General features: G+C 36.1%; 17 protein-coding genes and 1 tRNA gene. 13 read left to right on the forward strand and 5 right to left on the reverse strand.

Going from position 1 to position 17,418, the window contains the following annotated elements; genetic code table 11:
* Window positions 1–49: 49 nt before the first annotated feature.
* Both FW778_RS00910 and FW778_RS00915 read left to right on the forward strand, forming a co-directional pair.
* Complete coding sequence (locus FW778_RS00910) at window positions 50–1,759, forward strand: DEAD/DEAH box helicase (RefSeq protein WP_150412693.1); 1,710 nt, start codon at window positions 50–52, stop codon at window positions 1,757–1,759.
* A gap of 128 nt (window positions 1,760–1,887) precedes the next feature.
* Window positions 1,888–2,958 (forward strand): serine hydrolase, encoded by a 1,071-nt coding sequence (locus FW778_RS00915; RefSeq protein ID WP_150412694.1) that lies wholly within the window; start codon window positions 1,888–1,890, stop codon window positions 2,956–2,958.
* A 56-nt stretch (window positions 2,959–3,014) separates the two neighbouring features.
* Here the strand turns inward: FW778_RS00915 and FW778_RS00920 are convergent, their stop codons facing one another.
* Window positions 3,015–4,058 carry a DUF3810 domain-containing protein gene (locus FW778_RS00920; protein ID WP_202552019.1) on the reverse strand — a complete coding sequence of 348 codons (1,044 nt, stop codon included), beginning with the start codon at window positions 4,056–4,058 and terminating at the stop codon, window positions 3,015–3,017.
* Between the two features lie 234 nt (window positions 4,059–4,292).
* On the opposite strand from FW778_RS00920, the gene FW778_RS00925 reads away from it, so the two are divergent.
* The 6 genes from FW778_RS00925 (at window position 4,293) to FW778_RS00950 (ending at window position 9,571) form a co-directional block, all read left to right on the forward strand.
* A complete protein-coding gene (locus FW778_RS00925) occupies window positions 4,293–4,838 on the forward strand; it encodes a YceD family protein (protein WP_150412696.1) in 546 nt (181 codons plus the stop codon).
* Between the two features lie 21 nt (window positions 4,839–4,859).
* Window positions 4,860–5,054 carry a 50S ribosomal protein L32 gene (gene rpmF / locus FW778_RS00930; RefSeq protein ID WP_150412697.1) on the forward strand — a complete coding sequence of 65 codons (195 nt, stop codon included), beginning with the start codon at window positions 4,860–4,862 and terminating at the stop codon, window positions 5,052–5,054.
* 135 nt (window positions 5,055–5,189) lie between these two features.
* Entirely contained in the window at window positions 5,190–6,131 is a 942-nt protein-coding gene (gene plsX, locus FW778_RS00935; protein ID WP_150412698.1) for a phosphate acyltransferase PlsX, read from the forward strand.
* A gap of 498 nt (window positions 6,132–6,629) precedes the next feature.
* Window positions 6,630–8,537 (forward strand): BamA/TamA family outer membrane protein, encoded by a 1,908-nt coding sequence (locus FW778_RS00940; RefSeq protein WP_150412699.1) that lies wholly within the window; start codon window positions 6,630–6,632, stop codon window positions 8,535–8,537.
* A 361-nt stretch (window positions 8,538–8,898) separates the two neighbouring features.
* Window positions 8,899–9,198 (forward strand): DUF2752 domain-containing protein, encoded by a 300-nt coding sequence (locus FW778_RS00945; RefSeq protein ID WP_150412700.1) that lies wholly within the window; start codon window positions 8,899–8,901, stop codon window positions 9,196–9,198.
* Window positions 9,188–9,571, forward strand: coding sequence for a TM2 domain-containing protein (locus FW778_RS00950; protein ID WP_150412701.1), 384 nt, complete (start codon window positions 9,188–9,190; stop codon window positions 9,569–9,571). Before FW778_RS00945 ends, FW778_RS00950 begins: the two co-directional genes overlap by 11 nt.
* A 257-nt stretch (window positions 9,572–9,828) precedes the next feature.
* On the opposite strand, the gene FW778_RS00955 is transcribed toward FW778_RS00950, so the two are convergent.
* On the reverse strand, window positions 9,829–10,260 hold the full coding sequence (locus tag FW778_RS00955) for a phage tail protein (protein WP_150412702.1): 432 nt from the start codon (window positions 10,258–10,260) through the stop codon (window positions 9,829–9,831).
* Between the two features lie 212 nt (window positions 10,261–10,472).
* Between FW778_RS00955 and FW778_RS00960 the strand changes: the two genes are divergently transcribed.
* The 5 genes from FW778_RS00960 to FW778_RS00980 all read left to right on the forward strand — a co-directional run bounded on the left by FW778_RS00960 (window position 10,473) and on the right by FW778_RS00980 (window position 13,291).
* Window positions 10,473–10,982 carry a GNAT family N-acetyltransferase gene (locus tag FW778_RS00960; protein WP_150412703.1) on the forward strand — a complete coding sequence of 170 codons (510 nt, stop codon included), beginning with the start codon at window positions 10,473–10,475 and terminating at the stop codon, window positions 10,980–10,982.
* A gap of 57 nt (window positions 10,983–11,039) precedes the next feature.
* Window positions 11,040–11,112, forward strand: a tRNA-Thr gene (locus FW778_RS00965).
* Between the two features lie 177 nt (window positions 11,113–11,289).
* Window positions 11,290–11,916: a c-type cytochrome gene (locus FW778_RS00970; protein ID WP_150412704.1), complete on the forward strand. Its 627-nt coding sequence runs from the start codon at window positions 11,290–11,292 to the stop codon at window positions 11,914–11,916.
* 267 nt (window positions 11,917–12,183) lie between these two features.
* Window positions 12,184–12,621: a DUF1761 domain-containing protein gene (locus FW778_RS00975; protein WP_150412705.1), complete on the forward strand. Its 438-nt coding sequence runs from the start codon at window positions 12,184–12,186 to the stop codon at window positions 12,619–12,621.
* 355 nt (window positions 12,622–12,976) lie between these two features.
* A complete protein-coding gene (locus tag FW778_RS00980) occupies window positions 12,977–13,291 on the forward strand; it encodes an OsmC family protein (RefSeq protein ID WP_235905994.1) in 315 nt (104 codons plus the stop codon).
* 41 nt (window positions 13,292–13,332) lie between these two features.
* Here the strand turns inward: FW778_RS00980 and FW778_RS00985 are convergent, their stop codons facing one another.
* The 3 genes from FW778_RS00985 to FW778_RS00995 form a co-directional block, all read right to left on the reverse strand.
* Window positions 13,333–14,844, reverse strand: a complete 1,512-nt coding sequence (locus FW778_RS00985; RefSeq protein ID WP_150412706.1) for a serine hydrolase — start codon at window positions 14,842–14,844, stop codon at window positions 13,333–13,335.
* A 123-nt stretch (window positions 14,845–14,967) separates the two neighbouring features.
* A complete protein-coding gene (locus tag FW778_RS00990) occupies window positions 14,968–15,606 on the reverse strand; it encodes an endonuclease III domain-containing protein (RefSeq protein ID WP_150412707.1) in 639 nt (212 codons plus the stop codon).
* A gap of 106 nt (window positions 15,607–15,712) precedes the next feature.
* Window positions 15,713–17,290 carry a M28 family metallopeptidase gene (locus FW778_RS00995; RefSeq protein WP_150412708.1) on the reverse strand — a complete coding sequence of 526 codons (1,578 nt, stop codon included), beginning with the start codon at window positions 17,288–17,290 and terminating at the stop codon, window positions 15,713–15,715.
* Window positions 17,291–17,418: the final 128 nt, after the last annotated feature.

A 17,418-nucleotide genomic window follows, 5' to 3' on the forward strand; every position in this document is an offset into this window, starting at 1 on the left:
ATACTGTCGGGCTAAAAGCATACCTTTGCCCCCAAAATAAAAATTTAAAATGAATGCATTTGAAGGTCTTGGGTTAAATGAAAACCTTGTTAAGGCCGTTACTGATCTTGGTTTCAACACTCCCACTCCTATACAGGTAAAGGCAATTCCTATTCTACTATCTGGCACTACAGATTTTGTTGGACTAGCACAAACAGGAACGGGTAAAACGGCAGCTTTTGGTTTGCCTCTGTTACAATTAGTTGAAGCTGAAAATAAATATCCACAGGCATTGATCGTGTGCCCTACCCGTGAGCTGTGTTTACAAATATGTAGCGATATACAGGAGTATAAAAAATATTCACGCAATATAATCGCAGAACCTGTGTATGGCGGGGCTTCCATTGTAATGCAAATACGGGCTCTTAAAAAAGGGGTTCATATTGTTGTGGCAACGCCGGGCCGGCTTATAGATATGATTGAAAGAAAAGCTATCGATTTACAGAAAGTAAAATATGTTGTCCTGGATGAAGCAGATGAAATGCTGAACATGGGTTTCAGAGATGATATTGATTTCGTTTTAAAAAATACAATTAACCGGCAAAGTATCTGGTTATTCAGCGCCACTATGCCGACTTCTGTACGTGAGATTTCAAAAAATTTCATGCGCAATCCACAGGAAGTTACGGTGGGCAAAAAAAATACTGCTAATGTAAATATCGATCACCAATATTTTATTACACCAGCACAATCCCGGTTTGAAACTTTAAAGAGGCTTGTCGATTTTAACCCGGGTATCTATGGAATTATTTTTACCCGTACAAAAGCCGATGCACAGGATATTACCGAAAGATTGGTGAAGCAAGGTTATGACATTGAAGCTTTGCATGGTGACCTTACACAACAACAACGCGATAAAGTAATGCAGCGGTTTAGGGAAAAAAGTATCCAGCTATTAATAGCAACCGACGTTGCCGCAAGAGGAATAGATGTTGAAGGCATCACCCATGTTATCAATTTTGAATTACCGGACGATATTGAAGTATACACTCACAGGGCCGGACGTACAGCACGTGCTGGTAAAAGCGGCATTTGCATTTCTATTTGCCATAGCAGGGAAGCATTTAAAATTCGCCAGTTGGAAAAAATGGTGAATGCACAGTTTCACAGGCTTGATATTCCAAGCGGAAAAGATGTATGCCGTAAACAGTTTTTCTTTTTCATGGATAAACTTATTAATGCAGACACTTCTTATGGCGATTATGAAACTTACATGCCCGATCTTCAAAAGAAATTTGCTGACATAAGTAAAGAAGAAGTGTTGAAAAGAGTTGCTGCACTTGAGTTTGATCATTTTTTAAAATATTATGAAAATGCTGATGACCTGAATGCAAGAACTGATGTAAGGGAAAGAAGGTTTGAAAATAATACCAGCCGCGATCATGGAGCAAGAAGAGAACGGCCAACTTTTCAAAGAGATAATGGATATGCAAGACTCTTTATAAATCTTGGCACAAAAGATGGTTTTTTTAAAGCCAGTTTTTTACAGTTTATTTTAGATGAAAGCAATCTCAAAAAAGAAGTGCTCGGTAAAATCGATCTTCGTGATATGAACTCATGGATCGAAATAGATAAATCAGCTGCCGGAAAAATGATTAAGAGTATGGATGGGAAAAAATACAACGGGAGGTTAATAAGAATGAATGAAGCAGACGGTGGTTTTAAAAAACCACCCCATGAAGGAAGAAAAAGAATTCCCATGAACGAAAACAGGTACTAAGTTTAGCACTTAAATATTCTGTGCGCTGATATCATTTTGAAAAGCATTTGTAATCAAATGCTTTTTTATTTAGCTCATATAGCTTTACTTCGTAAACATCGTCGCGTCCTTTACAAAATATTTTTTACATGAAAAATATTATTACCTCACTCATCTGGTTTTTTCTATTATCAATTCCATCAGCATTTGTTTATTCCCAATCAACCGCAGATTCGTTACTAAATTTCATTAAACAAAATAAAGAAAGGGCATCTCTCTATCTTAAAAAAAATGATACGATAACTGCCACCCTTAATGAGAACAAATTAATGCCATTGGCCAGCACTGTAAAAATTATAGTTGCTATAGAATTTGCCAAACAGGCTGCCCATAATACTTTTAATAAAAATGAAAAAATTCCTTTAAATGAATTAAATAAATATTATATACCAAACACAGACGGAGGCGCTCATCCAAGATGGATAAATTATGAAAAAACCCTTGGCAATATTATTAATGGTAGCGTAAAACTAATTGATGTTGCAAGAGGCATGATTATTTTCAGCAGCAATGCCAACACTGAATATTTAATGGACCTGCTTGGAATTGATAAAATACAAAACAACATTCAACTTCTCGGGTTAAAGAAACACACTCCTATTTACCCGCTTGTATCTTCTTTATTTCTTTATCAAAATCCCCGGAAAATAAATGAGGATAAAATAATAAGGGTGATTAAAAGATTAAGTAATGAGGATTATGCAAAATCTGCATTATTAATTCATAACCAGTTAAAGAACGACAGTAATTACAAGAAGAAATTTCGCCCGCAGGATCTTACATTAAAGATGCAAAAAGAATGGAGCGATAGATTACCTGCGTCTACCACAAAAGAATACGTACAATTGTGTTCAACACTTAACAATAGGAAATATTTTGATAGCAGCACTTACCAAGTGCTCGCCGAAGTTCTTGAATCATTAATGGAAGTTCCTGCAAACAAGGTTTGGCTGGCACATGCGGGAATGAAGGGTGGCTCAACAATGTTCGTACTTACAAAAGCATTATATGCCACGCTGAAAAACGGAACTAAAATAGAAATGGCTTATTTCTTCAACGATCTAACAGGAGAAGAAAACATGCGACTTCAGATGTGGATGAATAATTTTGAAATAAGAGTTCTAACTGACGAAAAATTCAGAAAACAAATGGTGTTTTAAAACGCGAAAGGTTTCTTTATATCGTACATCTCACATTGTACATCGTACATGCATTATCATATTCTTCCATACTTTTTATAATACGCCATAAGAGTTGCAATTACTTCATTGTAAGTTCTGAGACCCTGCGGCTGCTGATTTTCCTGTAAATATTTTCCATAGAGCCAGGTTATTGTTGGCTCAAAAACGTTTACATATTTTCTATTAAACAGGCGCCATTCCAAAAGGTCTGCTTTTACGGCCGGGATCAATTGCGTTGCTGCAAGTTTAGAAGCCGTGGAATCAAAATAATATACCTCACGGTTGGCATACACGAAAAGATCAAGGTAAGTTGAATATTGAAATAACGTATCATGAGAATTAACCGCAGCAAGATATCCTGAGAAATTTGCCTCGTCTTCTTTTGCATAACCGAGCTGGTGCCCCATTTCATGAAGGGTAATATAAGGAAGCAAAAATTCCGGAACAGTGGTGTTTACCTGGGCTTCGCCTGTGAAAGGGTTATAATATCCTGTAAATCCAAGATAGTCTCCCATCAAGCCATATAAAGAAGATTTTATTGCAGTGTTTCTATATTTCATGAAGGGATAAACAACCGCTGCATCATCATAACATACTTTTGCTCTTTCGAATAATTCTTTTTTATCGGGATAAGAAAGACTTTTACTAATAAGTAGCTGTTTGGTTTCGTTTACTTTTTGCAGCAACAAATCCTGCATCAATTTAAGATTTACGGTATCATAATCAATCTTGGGTAACTTCAATTGCCATGCAATTCCTTTGCGGTTGTAATTTAAGCCCCAGAAAACATTGAATACAATATAGATACTTAAAAAAATTAAGAGCAGCTTCCAGAACTTTTTTACAAATAAATCGAGGGTAAACTTCTTCTTAAAAAGAAGCGCAGTGTTTTTCATGAGTTTTAAAAAAATCCATAAACCGGCAATGAAATACAAAATATCTCCCACACTGAAAGGTATCCATCCAAACAAAAACCTTAAAATAGCAGAAAAAAAATAATAGAAATCGTTGGTGTAAAAATGTTCAATATGGTAATTATTTTGCGCCCATAATTTTATACCAATTATAAGAAGAAGCACTGCTAACCAAACCCATTTTTGCTTTTTTAAACTGCTAAAAATATTCATATAATACAGGAACGGAATTTACAATCAAGCCCGGTTTTAGAGGCTTTGGGCATCTAAGTTAATTGAAAGAGTAGGTTTAATGGGATTTTTTAATAGTACAAAATGCATAAATATCTAATTTTACTGCATTCTTATGAAAAAAATTAATTGATTTTCCCTACCTTTGCCCCCCTTTAATTTGATATCATGGGAAACAGGCGCAAGTTTGACATTGCCTTCGTTGGTTTAAAGCCTGGAATTCATGAATTTAACTACGAGGTGGATGAAAAGTTCTTTGCAGAATACCAGCAGGCAGACTTTAACAGTTGCCAGGCAAATATAAAGCTCACACTCGAAAAAAATACATCATTCATGATGTTGAAGTTTGAAGTGGGCGGCAGTGTAAAGGTTATTTGCGACAGGTGTGGAAATACTTTGCCATTAAATCTTTGGGATGAATTTAATATGGTGGTAAAGCAGGTTGAAAATCCTGATGAGATGAATGAAAGTGAAGAAGACCCGGATATTTTTTATATCTCAAGAACCGAAAGTCATTTGCACCTTGCAGACTGGATTTATGAATTTGTATCGCTGAGTATTCCAATGCAACGAATGTGCAGTGAACAGGAAATGGGTGGACCACAGTGTAATAAAGAAATACTCGCTATGCTCAAAAAAATGGAGTCGGGAGTAATTGAAAATAATCATCCTTTGCAAAAAGGACTTGAACAATTTAAGAACAAAAACAATTAATTTATATTTTAATTTACGGTTATGCCAAATCCAAAACGCAGACATAGTCAGCAAAGAAGTGCAAAAAGAAGAACACATTATAAAGCAGATGCTCCTACATTGAGCGTTGACGGTACAACAGGTGAAACCCATGTACGCCATCGTGCCCATGTAAACGAAGGAAAGCTTTATTACAAAGGAAAAGTAGTTGCAGAAAAAGCGCCTTTGAAAGCCTGATTAACAGGTTCCATATTTTTATAATTTCCAAAAATAAAGTTTGATTAACTTCAACTTTGTTTTTGGATTTTTTTATTTAGAGTAACTACAACCATCTTTACTTTTATTAAAATCATCATCAGTTAATTTTATACTATGAATATTGCACTGGATATGATGGGCGGGGATTTTGCTCCATTGGAAGCTGTAAAAGGTGTTCAGCTTTTTTATTCACAAAGTCAGCAACAGGTAAACTTAATTCTTATAGGTGATGAACAAAAAATTAATCCTCTTTTATCTGAATATAAAATAGCTTCTGAAAATATTAAAGTTGTACATGCAGCACAGGTAATTGAAATGCATGAACATCCCACAAAAGCTTTAAAAGAAAAACAACAATCTTCCATTGCAATAGGATTTCATTTACTGTCAACGGGAAAAGTCGATGCATTCATAAGCGCAGGCAATACAGGTGCTATGATGGTAGGTGCATTGTTTAGCATTAAAGCAATTGAAGGTGTGTTGCGTCCAACTATCGGAGGTTATCTTCCAAAAGAAAACGGGAATCTTTCCCTATTGGTAGATGTGGGACTGAACAGTGATTGTAAACCTGAGAATTTAAACCAGTTTGCCGTGCTTGGCTCTTTGTTTGCAAAACATATATTAAATACACCAGATCCACGTGTTGCTCTTGTAAACCTTGGAGAAGAAGAAGGCAAGGGAAATCTTCTCACACAATCGGCTTATTCTTTTTTAAAAGAAAACCATCAAATCAATTTTGTTGGAAATGCAGAAGGCCGAGATCTTTTAAAGGATAAAGCTGACGTATATGTGTGTGATGGATTTACAGGAAATGTTATTTTAAAATTTGCAGAATCTATTTATGATATTGTACAAAACAGGAAGATTGAAGATGAACATTTCAACCGTTTCAATTTTGAAATTTATGGTGGTGTTCCTGTATTGGGCGTAAACAAACCTGTCATAATAGGGCATGGCATATCTCACGCAAAAGCTTTTGACAACATGATTAAAATGGCCAAAAAAATGCTTGATGAAAATTTGATAGATAAGATGAGGAGTAGTTTTGCCGGATAGTACAAATAGAAAACATAAGTGGTTAAATCAAAATACATAGTGGACATCTTGGAGTTGCTACTTGATGATGACAAGGAAGGCATTGCTATAAGGCCTCAATTAGATTATTTAACAGACCTTAACTATGACTACACAAGTCGAGGACTATTTGTAGGTTTTTACATAGCGAAGAAACTAGCAAATACAGATTTATTAAAGATAACCTTATCCTTAATGGGGTAAAAGCAAAGACAACAGAATATGCAATTGAGGCAGACGCTACCTTGTTTTTAAAGAACGGAGTAATAGACTACCTGGAGATATGGTGTTATGATGGGGATTATCCAAAGACAGACTTAACAAAATATACTTTGACGCAAATTTGGAAAAATTCACCAGGAAGGCTACTAACTGTGGAATAAAAAAAACAAATGTTTAAATAGCGGTGATATAGCCATGTCCCCATAATCCTAATCCTTTATTACCTATTTTTACTACAGCTATTTTACAAAATACCTAATGATCTGTAGCAAGAAAACTTTACGATGTTTGTTATTAACCTGCATCTTTTATTTGCTGCAATTTGGCTTACATGCGCAAACGGATTCTATTCCGCAAAAAACAGGAAACGATACTTTATCCCAAAAACCAGAACAGGATACCATACAAAGGAAAACTTTAGACGAATATCTTAAAACAAGAAAAGGTTTTTTTGGCAAAATGTTTAAAGGCCTTACAAGAGATACTACCGATGTGCAAAAAGCAAATGATTTAAAACGAAACGATGCACCTTATAAACTATTTGAAGGGGCTGTAATCAGGCATATAATCATTAAAGATTTACGGTTTGGTATTCCGCTTAACGATACGTCACAAAAAGTAGTTACTGTATTCACGCGTCTTGCAAATACATTACATCATACAACACGAACAACTGTAATCCGAAATAATCTTTTTTTCAGGGAGCATGAATTACTGGCTCCTTACCTTATGGCCGACAATGAAACCTACCTGCGGCAGTTGCCTTACATCCAGGATGCAGTTATAGAAGTAGAACCGGCACATGATCTAAGCCTCGATTCTGTTGATGTATATGTTGTTGTAAAAGATCTCTTTTCTTTAGGCACATCTGTTGCATCACTGGGTTTAAAAAATACTGATATTGCAATAAAAGAAGATAATATTACCGGTTCGGGAAATGGCTTTGTTGTACACGGTCTTTACGATATAAGCCGGCGAAAAAACTTTGGCGGCGGTCTTGAATATGTGTTAAGAAATATAGGCAGCAGTTTTATAAACTTTAATGCAGGTTATCAAAGTTATTATCCAAATATAATAGGACTTAAAGAGGAAAATCTCTATTACCTTAGACTTACAAAGCCTTTAATAAACCGTTATAGCCACTGGACTTTTCAACTCGATGGTTCGTATCATTCTACCAGGAATATGTATTCTTCTGATTCAATATATTTTTCAGACATCCGTTACAGGTTTTATAAAGCAGATGCGTGGGCCGGCTACAATATTAATTCTACCAGTTTTACAACAAAATCAGAAGACCGAAGGCTAAGGAAATTAATAGGCCTTAGAGTTGTCGATCAGCAATTCCAGGATTTACCGGTTAAATATCTTTCTCAATATGACTGGCGATATGCAAATCTTACCGGTGTTCTTGCCTCGTTATCTTTTTACAGGCAAAATTTTTATAAGACACAGTTCATTTATGCGTTCGGTATTAATGAAGATGTTCCCGAAGGTTTAAATCTTACCATAACCGCGGGTTATACAAAAAAGCAAAACCTGGCACGGCCCTTTATAGGCTTCAATTATGAGCGCTCTGCTTTCAATTCAAGAAACAATTATTTTAGTTATGCTTTGCGAGCCGAAGGATATCTTAATCATAAAAGTTTTGAAGACATAAACTTTTTTGGGACCATTGATTACTTTGATCATTTAAAAGCCATTGGTGCTAAATGGAAGCAGCGCACATTTGTAGATATTGGTATCGCCAAACAAATAAACACAATACTAAACGAACCTTTATATATAGACAGTAAATATGGCTTGCCCGAATTTCGCAATGGGCCTGTGGGCGGCTCCCTCCGCACTTCACTTAAAGCGGAGTCGGTTTTTTATAGCCCGTGGCACCTGGAATCGTTTCGGTTTGCACCATTTGTTTTTAGCAATGCAGGGCTTTTTACTCCGTATAATTCACCCATTAATACAAGCAGTATCTATACAATAGTTGGCGGAGGCTTAAGAACTAGAAATGAAAGCTTGATTTTTGGAACACTTGAACTTAAAGGTTATTACTTCCTCAAAAAAAATGTGTATAATGAGAATTGGCGTTTCGATATCAGTACCGATATAACTTTTAAATACAATACACAGTTAGTGAGAAAACCTGATTTTATCCAGGTAAATTGAAATGGATATACTTAAAACAAAAAGCATCTGATTTTGTCTTTTTTACAATCTCAATTGCTTGAAATTATAATCAAACTAACCTGATGCTTTTTTGCTGAAAGCTTGGATCTTTTAAGGGATTTCCACTTCCAACTTTGTACCTCTAAAATACATACAGACTGGGCTGTTTTGCAAATTTTTTGTTGCGTTGTTCTGCACCCGTTCTGCACAAAGTTATGCACATGTTTCTTTGTCCGTTTAGGGTTGTGATTGTACATGAGGTATTAATAATGGCAGTTTACGTGTTGAATGGCAAACAAATATTCAACGATAATTTTACAAATCGCTGCCATTTAAATATCTTGTATTTAAATAAAACACTTTGAGAAATTTATTCAGGAAATATTTTGAGCTCACATTCTGGATTACTGCTCTTGTTTTATTAGCAATAATGCCAACAGCAACTAATCCTCATTATTCTTTTTGCGTATTTAAACTCATGGGATTTAAATTTTGCCCGGGCTGCGGGCTGGGTCATTCTATCAGTTACTTATTTCATGGAGATCTCCGGGCATCATTCTCAACACATCCATTGGGAATTTTTGCTGTAATAGTTATTCTGCTTAGGTTATATAATTTGTTTCGTTTACAAATATTAATAAAACACAATTATGGAATATAATAATTCTAATTCAGTAAACCCGGTTCTCTTAAAGCACTTGTATGATGTTACACCAGAAGAATTAATTACCATTAACTCCCGCACACAGGGATTTGGTGATGATGAGCTAACCCATTTTTGTATGATCTATCGTTCAAAAAGAAAAGACCCGCAAACAATTTTATTATTATGCCTGCTTGGTCTGGTGTGTGTTTCTGGCATCCACAGGTTTGTTATGGGCCAGGTTGGCATGGGCATTCTCTATTTTTTTACAGGTGGCTTATGCCTTATAGGAACTATAGTAGATGCAATCAATCACAAGGATCTTGCAATGGAATATAATGGCAAAATGATTGCAGAAACATTGTCGATGTTGAATATGATTAAACGATGAAATAGGCAGCATATTTTTCTTCATAAGTTTGCAACCCTTCGCCTGCACGAAGCAGAAAAAATACATTGGGTAGATTTCTGTAGATCAAAATCAATAGCCCATGCCTGTTTTCCAGAAAAGCAGGTAGCCTTAACCGATAGTATAAATTTTTCTGCAGGAAGACAAAGTTGCAAGACTTCAATATGGGATAAAAAATAATCTGCCTCTCAACAGCCTGGTTTTAAATATTAATTATTGTAATAAAATTTGCTGCGGCTTTAAGAAACTTCTACGATCAAACCTTCATGAGCCAGTTCCAGCTCTTCAATCGCGACGTTGCTGGCCGCTGCATTCAATACAGGGCCGGAAAGCCTCACAGGGAACGCATTTACGGCTCTCCAGGTTATAACAGGCTCATGATTTTGATTTAATAATTTAACCAAAATATCGCGGCGCTCAATCTCATTAAGATTTTTTGTATTCATCCAGTTAAAAAAATCATTATCTCCTTTTACAATTCCCCGCTTCAGAATAATATTTGAATACTTTCTCAGGCCTGGCATTTTGTGAGCAACCTGGCCCGGATCAGAGCCATCGTGATGTTCAATCACTTCGTCAATAATCTGGAGGCCTGAAACTTCGATAAATGTGATTCTTGTGCCGCCCCATTCCACCAGGAAATGGTAAGACGGCAATGGATGTATTGGCATAATTTTACGAATTAATCGTTTAAAAAAAATCATGATTTGATTGATACGTTCTGGATAGTAAAATAAAAAATCTATTTTAATAATAAAAACTGCGGAAGTAGTTTGCAATAATTTGTAAAGAATAAATACAAATATTATTTTTCAAAAAACAAATAGATAAAGTTGTTAGCTTTCAGCAATCTCCCACAGAGAGATTTAAATTTATATAGTGAATGATAATAAGAAAAGCGACATTAAAAGACATATCTCAGCTGGTAACCTTAGTCAACAGCGCTTACCGGGGCAATGATTCTAAAAAAGGATGGACAACAGAAGCAGACTTGCTTGATGGAATTAGAACTGATGCTAACAGTCTTGAACAAATGGTAAATAAAAAGGAAGCTGTTATTTTACAATCTTTTAATGAAAATAATGTATTGCAGGGTTGCGTTTATCTTGAAAAAATAAAGGATAAAATGTATTTGGGAATGCTTACCGTTTCACCTTTAGAACAGGCAAAAGGACTCGGTAAACAACTTTTAATTGAGGCTGAAAAATATGCAGCAGATCAAAAATGTTCTATCATGGAAATGACGGTAATTTCTGTTCGCACCGAACTTATTGCATGGTATCAGAAACATGGTTATAGGAATACCGGCAAAACGAAACCTTTTCCCAATGATGCAAAATTCGGAATGCCAAGACAGCCGCTTGAATTTATAGTAATGCAAAAAGAAATTTAAGCGATATAAAATAATATTTTTCTTGTACACTTTGAATCTATTATTTTTGATTTATAAGCCAATTTAGCTCAGGTGGTAGAGCAGCACCCTCGTAATGTGCAGGTCGTTGGTTCGAGTCCAATAATTGGCTCATTGAAAATGTAACTAGTGAATTTATATAAATCAGTAAAAAAAAATTAATTACATTTTCTTTTTGTTTAAATATTCTCTATATTTAGTCATAGATTGTTCTACAAAATTTCCTTTCCCGATTGCTAAGCACCTGCTTATTTTTAAACAAATTATTTCTTTAACCAAAAACAGTTTTATGAAGAAGTTTTCTGCCGCAATTATTATGATTGCTCTCGTGCCAGTAATTTTTATTTTTTCAAAATGTAGTGGAAACAAATCAAATGGAGACGAAAATAAAAAAGATTCCACTGTAGTTTCAAATGCTGCATTTGGAGCTTATAACAGCCAGGTTGAATGGGGCGCACATCTTGTTAAGGTTGCCGGCTGCAACGATTGCCATACGCCTAAAAAAATGGGTCCTAATGGGCCAGAGGATGACATGAGCCTGATGCTTTCAGGACACCCTGCCCAACAACCTCCACCAGCTTTCGACGTAAAAGAGGCTGCAAAAAAAGGGCTTATCCTTACTCAAAGTTTTACAGCCTGGATGGGGCCGTGGGGAATAACATACGCAGCAAACATTACGTCGGACTCAACAGGTATTGGCATGTGGACGGAAGCTCAATTTATCAAAGCCCTGAAAGAGAAAAAGTGGATGGGTCTTGACAATACGAGACCGCTTATGCCACCTATGTCAATGATGCCGGCAACTCAAATGAGCGACGACGAATTGAAAGCCATTTTTGCTTATCTTAAAACAACACCACCGGTTAAGAATGTTCAACCAACTGCTATGTTGCTTCCTCCTCCTGCTAAGCAGTGAAATAAAAGCATTGGAAATTTCTGAGTTTTACCATGCGTTTAGTTTAAAGGGCATGGTAAAACCCAGAACAATATGGCTCGTGGACTAAATCTGAAAATGTATGATATAACTCGCTAACATTTTTTCAAAACGCCAAAGAAATTTTTCCTACTCTTCATTGATTACAAGCTAACAGAAGTTTTTCTTTTTTTAGGCCCTCTGAAAAATTGGTAAACAAGGATGTACCCGCGTCACAGTTTTTTTATTAATCACTAAAAGTAAACAGTTATGAACACAAAAAAATTTCTTATCGCCGGAATAGTTGGAGGCATTATTTATTTTTTACTCGGGTATGTATTTTATGGCAATCTTTTCTCAGATTTTTTCATGAAGAATGCTGGCACTGCAACCGGCGTCAGCAGGTCGATGGACCAATTTGTATGGTGGGCTCTTGCCTTGGGAAATATTTTTGGAGGTTTTCTCTTATCTTATGTTTTTATAAAATCAAATGTTAGAACCGTCGGTTCAGGATTATTAACCGGTGCAGCTATTGGGCTTTTAATGGCCGCATCTTACGACTTAATTTCTTACGGAACTTCAAATCTTACTACCACTACAGGAGTTGTAGGTGATATCGGAATTTTTGCATTAATGTCAGCTATTACGGGTGCAGTAGTGGCCTTGATACTTGGACTAATTGGTAAAGCATCGGTTACAAAAGCATAATGTTTAAAACTTTAATTGTAACCATGAGCTTAATGGCTCATGGTTTTTTTATTAGAGAAAATTAAACAAAAGGCATTCTTAATTTTGTTTTCGTTTGTTCGTTCCCTTTATAAGAATTGCAACCTTGAAGAATTGAATAAATATTCCTTTCAGGATTCTATTTTTGCGTAACATTTAGTTTTGTAAAAAATTATTAATGAAAAATCATTACTATAAAGTTGATATTAAATGGACAGGTAATTCGGGAAAGGGAACAAGTAATTATACAGCTTAGGAAAGAAGCCATACGATAAGCGCTAATGGAAAAAAAATAATTCATGGCTCATCAGATCCTTCTTTTCGTGGAGACAAAAGAATGTATAATCCTGAAGAATTATTTATTGCTTCACTATCCACCTGCCACATGCTTTGGTATTTACATCTTTGTTCAGAAGCAGGCGTTATTGTTATTGATTATATTGATAACGCCACAGGAACAATGCAGGAAACCAAAGATGGTGGGGGCTATTTTACAGAAGTAATTTTATATCCACTAGTTGTGGTAAGCGATATATCAATGATTGAAAAAGCAAAACAGTTGCATCAGAATGCAAATAAATTATGTTATATAGCTAATTCATGTAATTTTCCAATTCATCACAAAGCAGATTGCAAGGCAGAAAATACCTGACATGATTTATTTCAAAAAAGTGTTTCTGCAATGAAAAAGAATTATTCTTTCACAAAAGTGTATGGATCAAATTCCAGGAAATCATTCACTTTTACATCCATCGATAATTTGCCGTTGGTAGTTTTAAATTTTAAAGGAAAAATACCGAACGCTGGATTACTATAGGTGAGCAGCCATTCATCATTATCCATATATTGCAGAGTTGCTGTCAGATTTTGAGTGTGCGAAAAATGAAGCAACAAATCATTCTTTTGTTGGGTAATGGTTACCTCTCCAAATAATTCATTGTTATATTTACCAACATAGGTTTTTAATTCTCGCGTGGGCCTATTACCTTTCACTCTGGCCTGCAAATCTTTTACTTTTTTTACTGTAGCATTAAATTCAGGCTTGAAGAATTGATAAAACTGGTTGTCCCGGCTAACATATTTTACTCCCAGGTAAGCATCAAGGATCTGGTAACGCAAGGCTTCAAAAAAATCCTGGTTATCATTATTTGTTAAGATAGAAATACCCAGATTTTCTTCGGGCACAAAACAAACATTAGTAACAAAACCATCTGCTCCGCCGGTGTGTTCATACTCCTGCCTGCCATTATAATCCCCCTGGAAATTTCCCAAACCATAACCATAATAATGTCTCGGAAGTATTTGGCTTTTAGTACTTGAAATTATAGTCTGCATTTGCCGTGTACGCTGCAATACCTGCCATGGAATAATCTGGCGGCCATCATATTTACCACTATCGAGTTGCAGCAGCAACCAATGCGATATATCTTTCACGCAACTTACAATACTCCCGGCCGGCGCAAGGTTGTCTACATCATCATAAGGCAATTCTGTAATCTCACCGGTAAAATTATTGGTATAAGGTTTAGAAGCATCAGGCATCTGGCTCATACCCATTCCCAAGGCATGCGTATTCGCCATGTCGAGCGGCTGCAAAATGCTATCTGTTACATATACTGCCCATGGCTTTCCTGTTACTTTTTGAATAACCTCTCCTGCTGTTAAAAAACAACTGTTGCAATAACCAAAAGACTGCCGGAAATTTTGCGAAGGTTTTAGCAATCTCATCTTATTCATAATCTCAGCACTTGAAAGTGTCCTGTTCCAAAAAGTAAAATCGCCTTGGAATGTTTTGGTACCAAGATGATGCGAAAGCATATCCCGTATAGTTACTAATTGAGTAGTAGTTGAATCATACACACGATAAGTTGGAAAGTATTTCGTTATCTTATCATCAAGCGATAATTTTTTATCATACTCCAATTGCGCCAGGCTGGTAGCAGTAAAAAGTTTGCTGTTACTCGCAATCATGAACAAAGTATTTTCATCTACTGGTTCATTTGTCTTTATATCTCTAACGCCATAGCCCTTCATTAAAACTACTTTCCCGTCTTTCACAATCACAATAGCAAGGCCCGGGACATTCCATTGTTTCATTCCGCTATTAATATAACCATCAATGCTATCCGTAATAAAAGAAGGCTGTTGTGCAAATGAAACAATTATGCTTAGAGAAAAACAAATAATGAAGGCAATTTTTTTCATGATATAAAAAATTATAATGAAAGTTAAAAAATATTATTTTAATCATGAATTAAAGTATGAATTTTGCTTTCATAACTGAAAAGGTTATACGAAGTAAGAGAAATTTTTAAATCTCTTGGAGGTTTACCTGCTTTTTCTATTTTCATTGTAAAAAACGCAAACCGTATTCATCACGCATATTTCGCATTTGGGATTTGTTGGCCTGCAAATTTCTCGTCCAAGAAATGACATTGCCATACCAGCATCCCATTCTTTCTGTGGAAGTACTTCCATAATTTGTTTTTCAATTTTTTTGGGATCAGTGCCGGAAGCTATACTCAGCCTTGGCGCGACGCGAACTACATGCAGGTCAACAATTACGCCCTCGGGTTCTTTACCCGACTCACGCAATATTACATTTGCGGATTTTCTTCCAATGCCAGGCAACACGGTAAGTTCTTCTAATGTGAATGGAATATTTTTATCATCTTTTATTTTTTGTGCCATTTCTGAAAGCCATTTTGCTTTGTTGCCGAAATTGCGTACATCACTTACATACTTCAATAAAAGTTCAGGAGTTGATTTCGATAAAGCTTTCATGTCGGGGAATACTTCAAAAAATTTAGGGGCAATCTGGTTGATATGTTTATCTGAATCCTGTGCAGATAATACAACCATCACGATTAACTGGTAAACATTTTTGTATTCAAGCGGGTGTTGTTTGCCTTTGTATTTTTTAAGTAATGGCTTAATGGCCTCGGGCCAGTTTATTTTGTTGGGCATACTAAAAATATTTAAGTAAAAGCTATTTAAAGTGTATTTTAATGCAGCTAATGTTTCTCACAATTAATTTACATGTAAGCTTCACTGTTAGCGACTGTCTCATAAATCAAAATCCTCTCCCATTAGGATTTGCTTTTGGCAACTCTTTTCGTGGGAGTTTAGTCTCTCTCATAGCAGCATCATCATAAACAAATGCAGCAACAATTACTGCAGCCTGTTTCAAATCATCTTCCTGCAAATGGTCATACACATCCATATTGCTATGATGGTTCCTGGTACCATATTCCAGCGGATCCTGTATGAATTGGAAACCGGGTAAACCCACCGCATCAAAAGATAAATGATCGGTGCCCCCTGTATTGCTTATTGTAAGTGTTTTAGCACCCAAATCATTGAATGGTACTAGCCATTGCTGAAAGATAGGGCGAACTGCTTCGTTACCTTGCAAATAAACCCCACGAATTTTTCCGGTACCATTATCTACGTTAAAATAGGCGGCAAATTTTTCGTGTGCCGGTAATAATTTCATATCTGCAGGATCAGCAAAAGTTTTCTTTACGTAACCCCTGGAGCCGAGCAGACCTTCTTCTTCCCCACTCCACAATGCAATACGAATTGTTCTTCTTGGTTTTATTCCTATAGCTTTTAAAATTCTTACTGCCTCCATCATAACCATAGAACCTGCCCCGGTATCTGTAGCACCTGTGCCACCCTGCCATGAATCAAGGTGACCCCCAAGCATTACTACTTCGTCTTTTAATTTCTTATCGGTACCGGGTATTTCAGCAATCACATTGTAGCCTTTCGTATCGTCATTAAAGAATTTTGTTTCAACATCTATATCCATCTTTACAGGAACATTATTTCTAAGTAAACGAACAATCGTCATGTAATCTTCCCATTGTAATGCAATGTCTAAAAAGTTAGCCGGGTCAGTAACCTTGTATGGACCTGCCTGTTGCACAAAAATAGTTCCATCATGATTGCGCGGGCTACTCGTAAACATTGCGATTGCGCCTTCTCCTATTGCCATTGATTTTAAACTATTCAGCATGCTTTGCTCCCCACGAAACCGGCTTCTGAATTCTTCTCTTCTTTTGCGCATGGCCGCGGTATCAATAGGTTCCATTTTTATATTTGCCATTGAATCTAATTGTTCATCGCTATAACGTGTTGCGTCGGGCGCAAAACTTAATTTATAAGTATCGCTCCTGTCCATGATTAAAATCTTGCCGGCAAGTTTACCGCGATAAGCATCAAGACCCGCCGAGTCCTTCGCGGTTATTAGAATTACTTCAGCATTTTGTAAACCGCCAGTCCCACCTGTCCATACTTTAGGATATGCTTCTAAAGATTTATACCATGGCGCAGTCATGGCCACATAAGATTTTTCAAGCTCCCAGCTTTTACCAAAGTCGCCCCATGGATCGAGCATTGCATTAACCAGACCCCATTTCGTTAACTGATCTTTTGCGTAATTAGCAGCCCGCATAAAACCGGGAGAAGCTGTAAGCCTTGGTCCACTTGCATCAGTGAGATTAAAAGCAATATTCATCACTTTAGAATTTTGCAAACCTTCTTTGCGTATCTGGTTCATTATATTTGTATCAACCTTCTCGGTTTGCGCAAATATTATTGACGGAATAAAAAGAAAAAATAAGATGTATATTTTAAAATACTTCATGCGTGAAATTTTTGGAGAAGGTAATAAGTTATTTTTTGTTGAAAAAATAAAATAGCCAGGCTTGATTTAGTAATCTTCAAAAAATCATAAGTCAAGGAAAACAGATTGGCATTATGATTGATCGTTTA

It is taken from the genome of Ginsengibacter hankyongi (assembly GCF_008710285.1).
GTDB classification, from domain to species: domain Bacteria; phylum Bacteroidota; class Bacteroidia; order Chitinophagales; family Chitinophagaceae; genus Ginsengibacter; species Ginsengibacter hankyongi.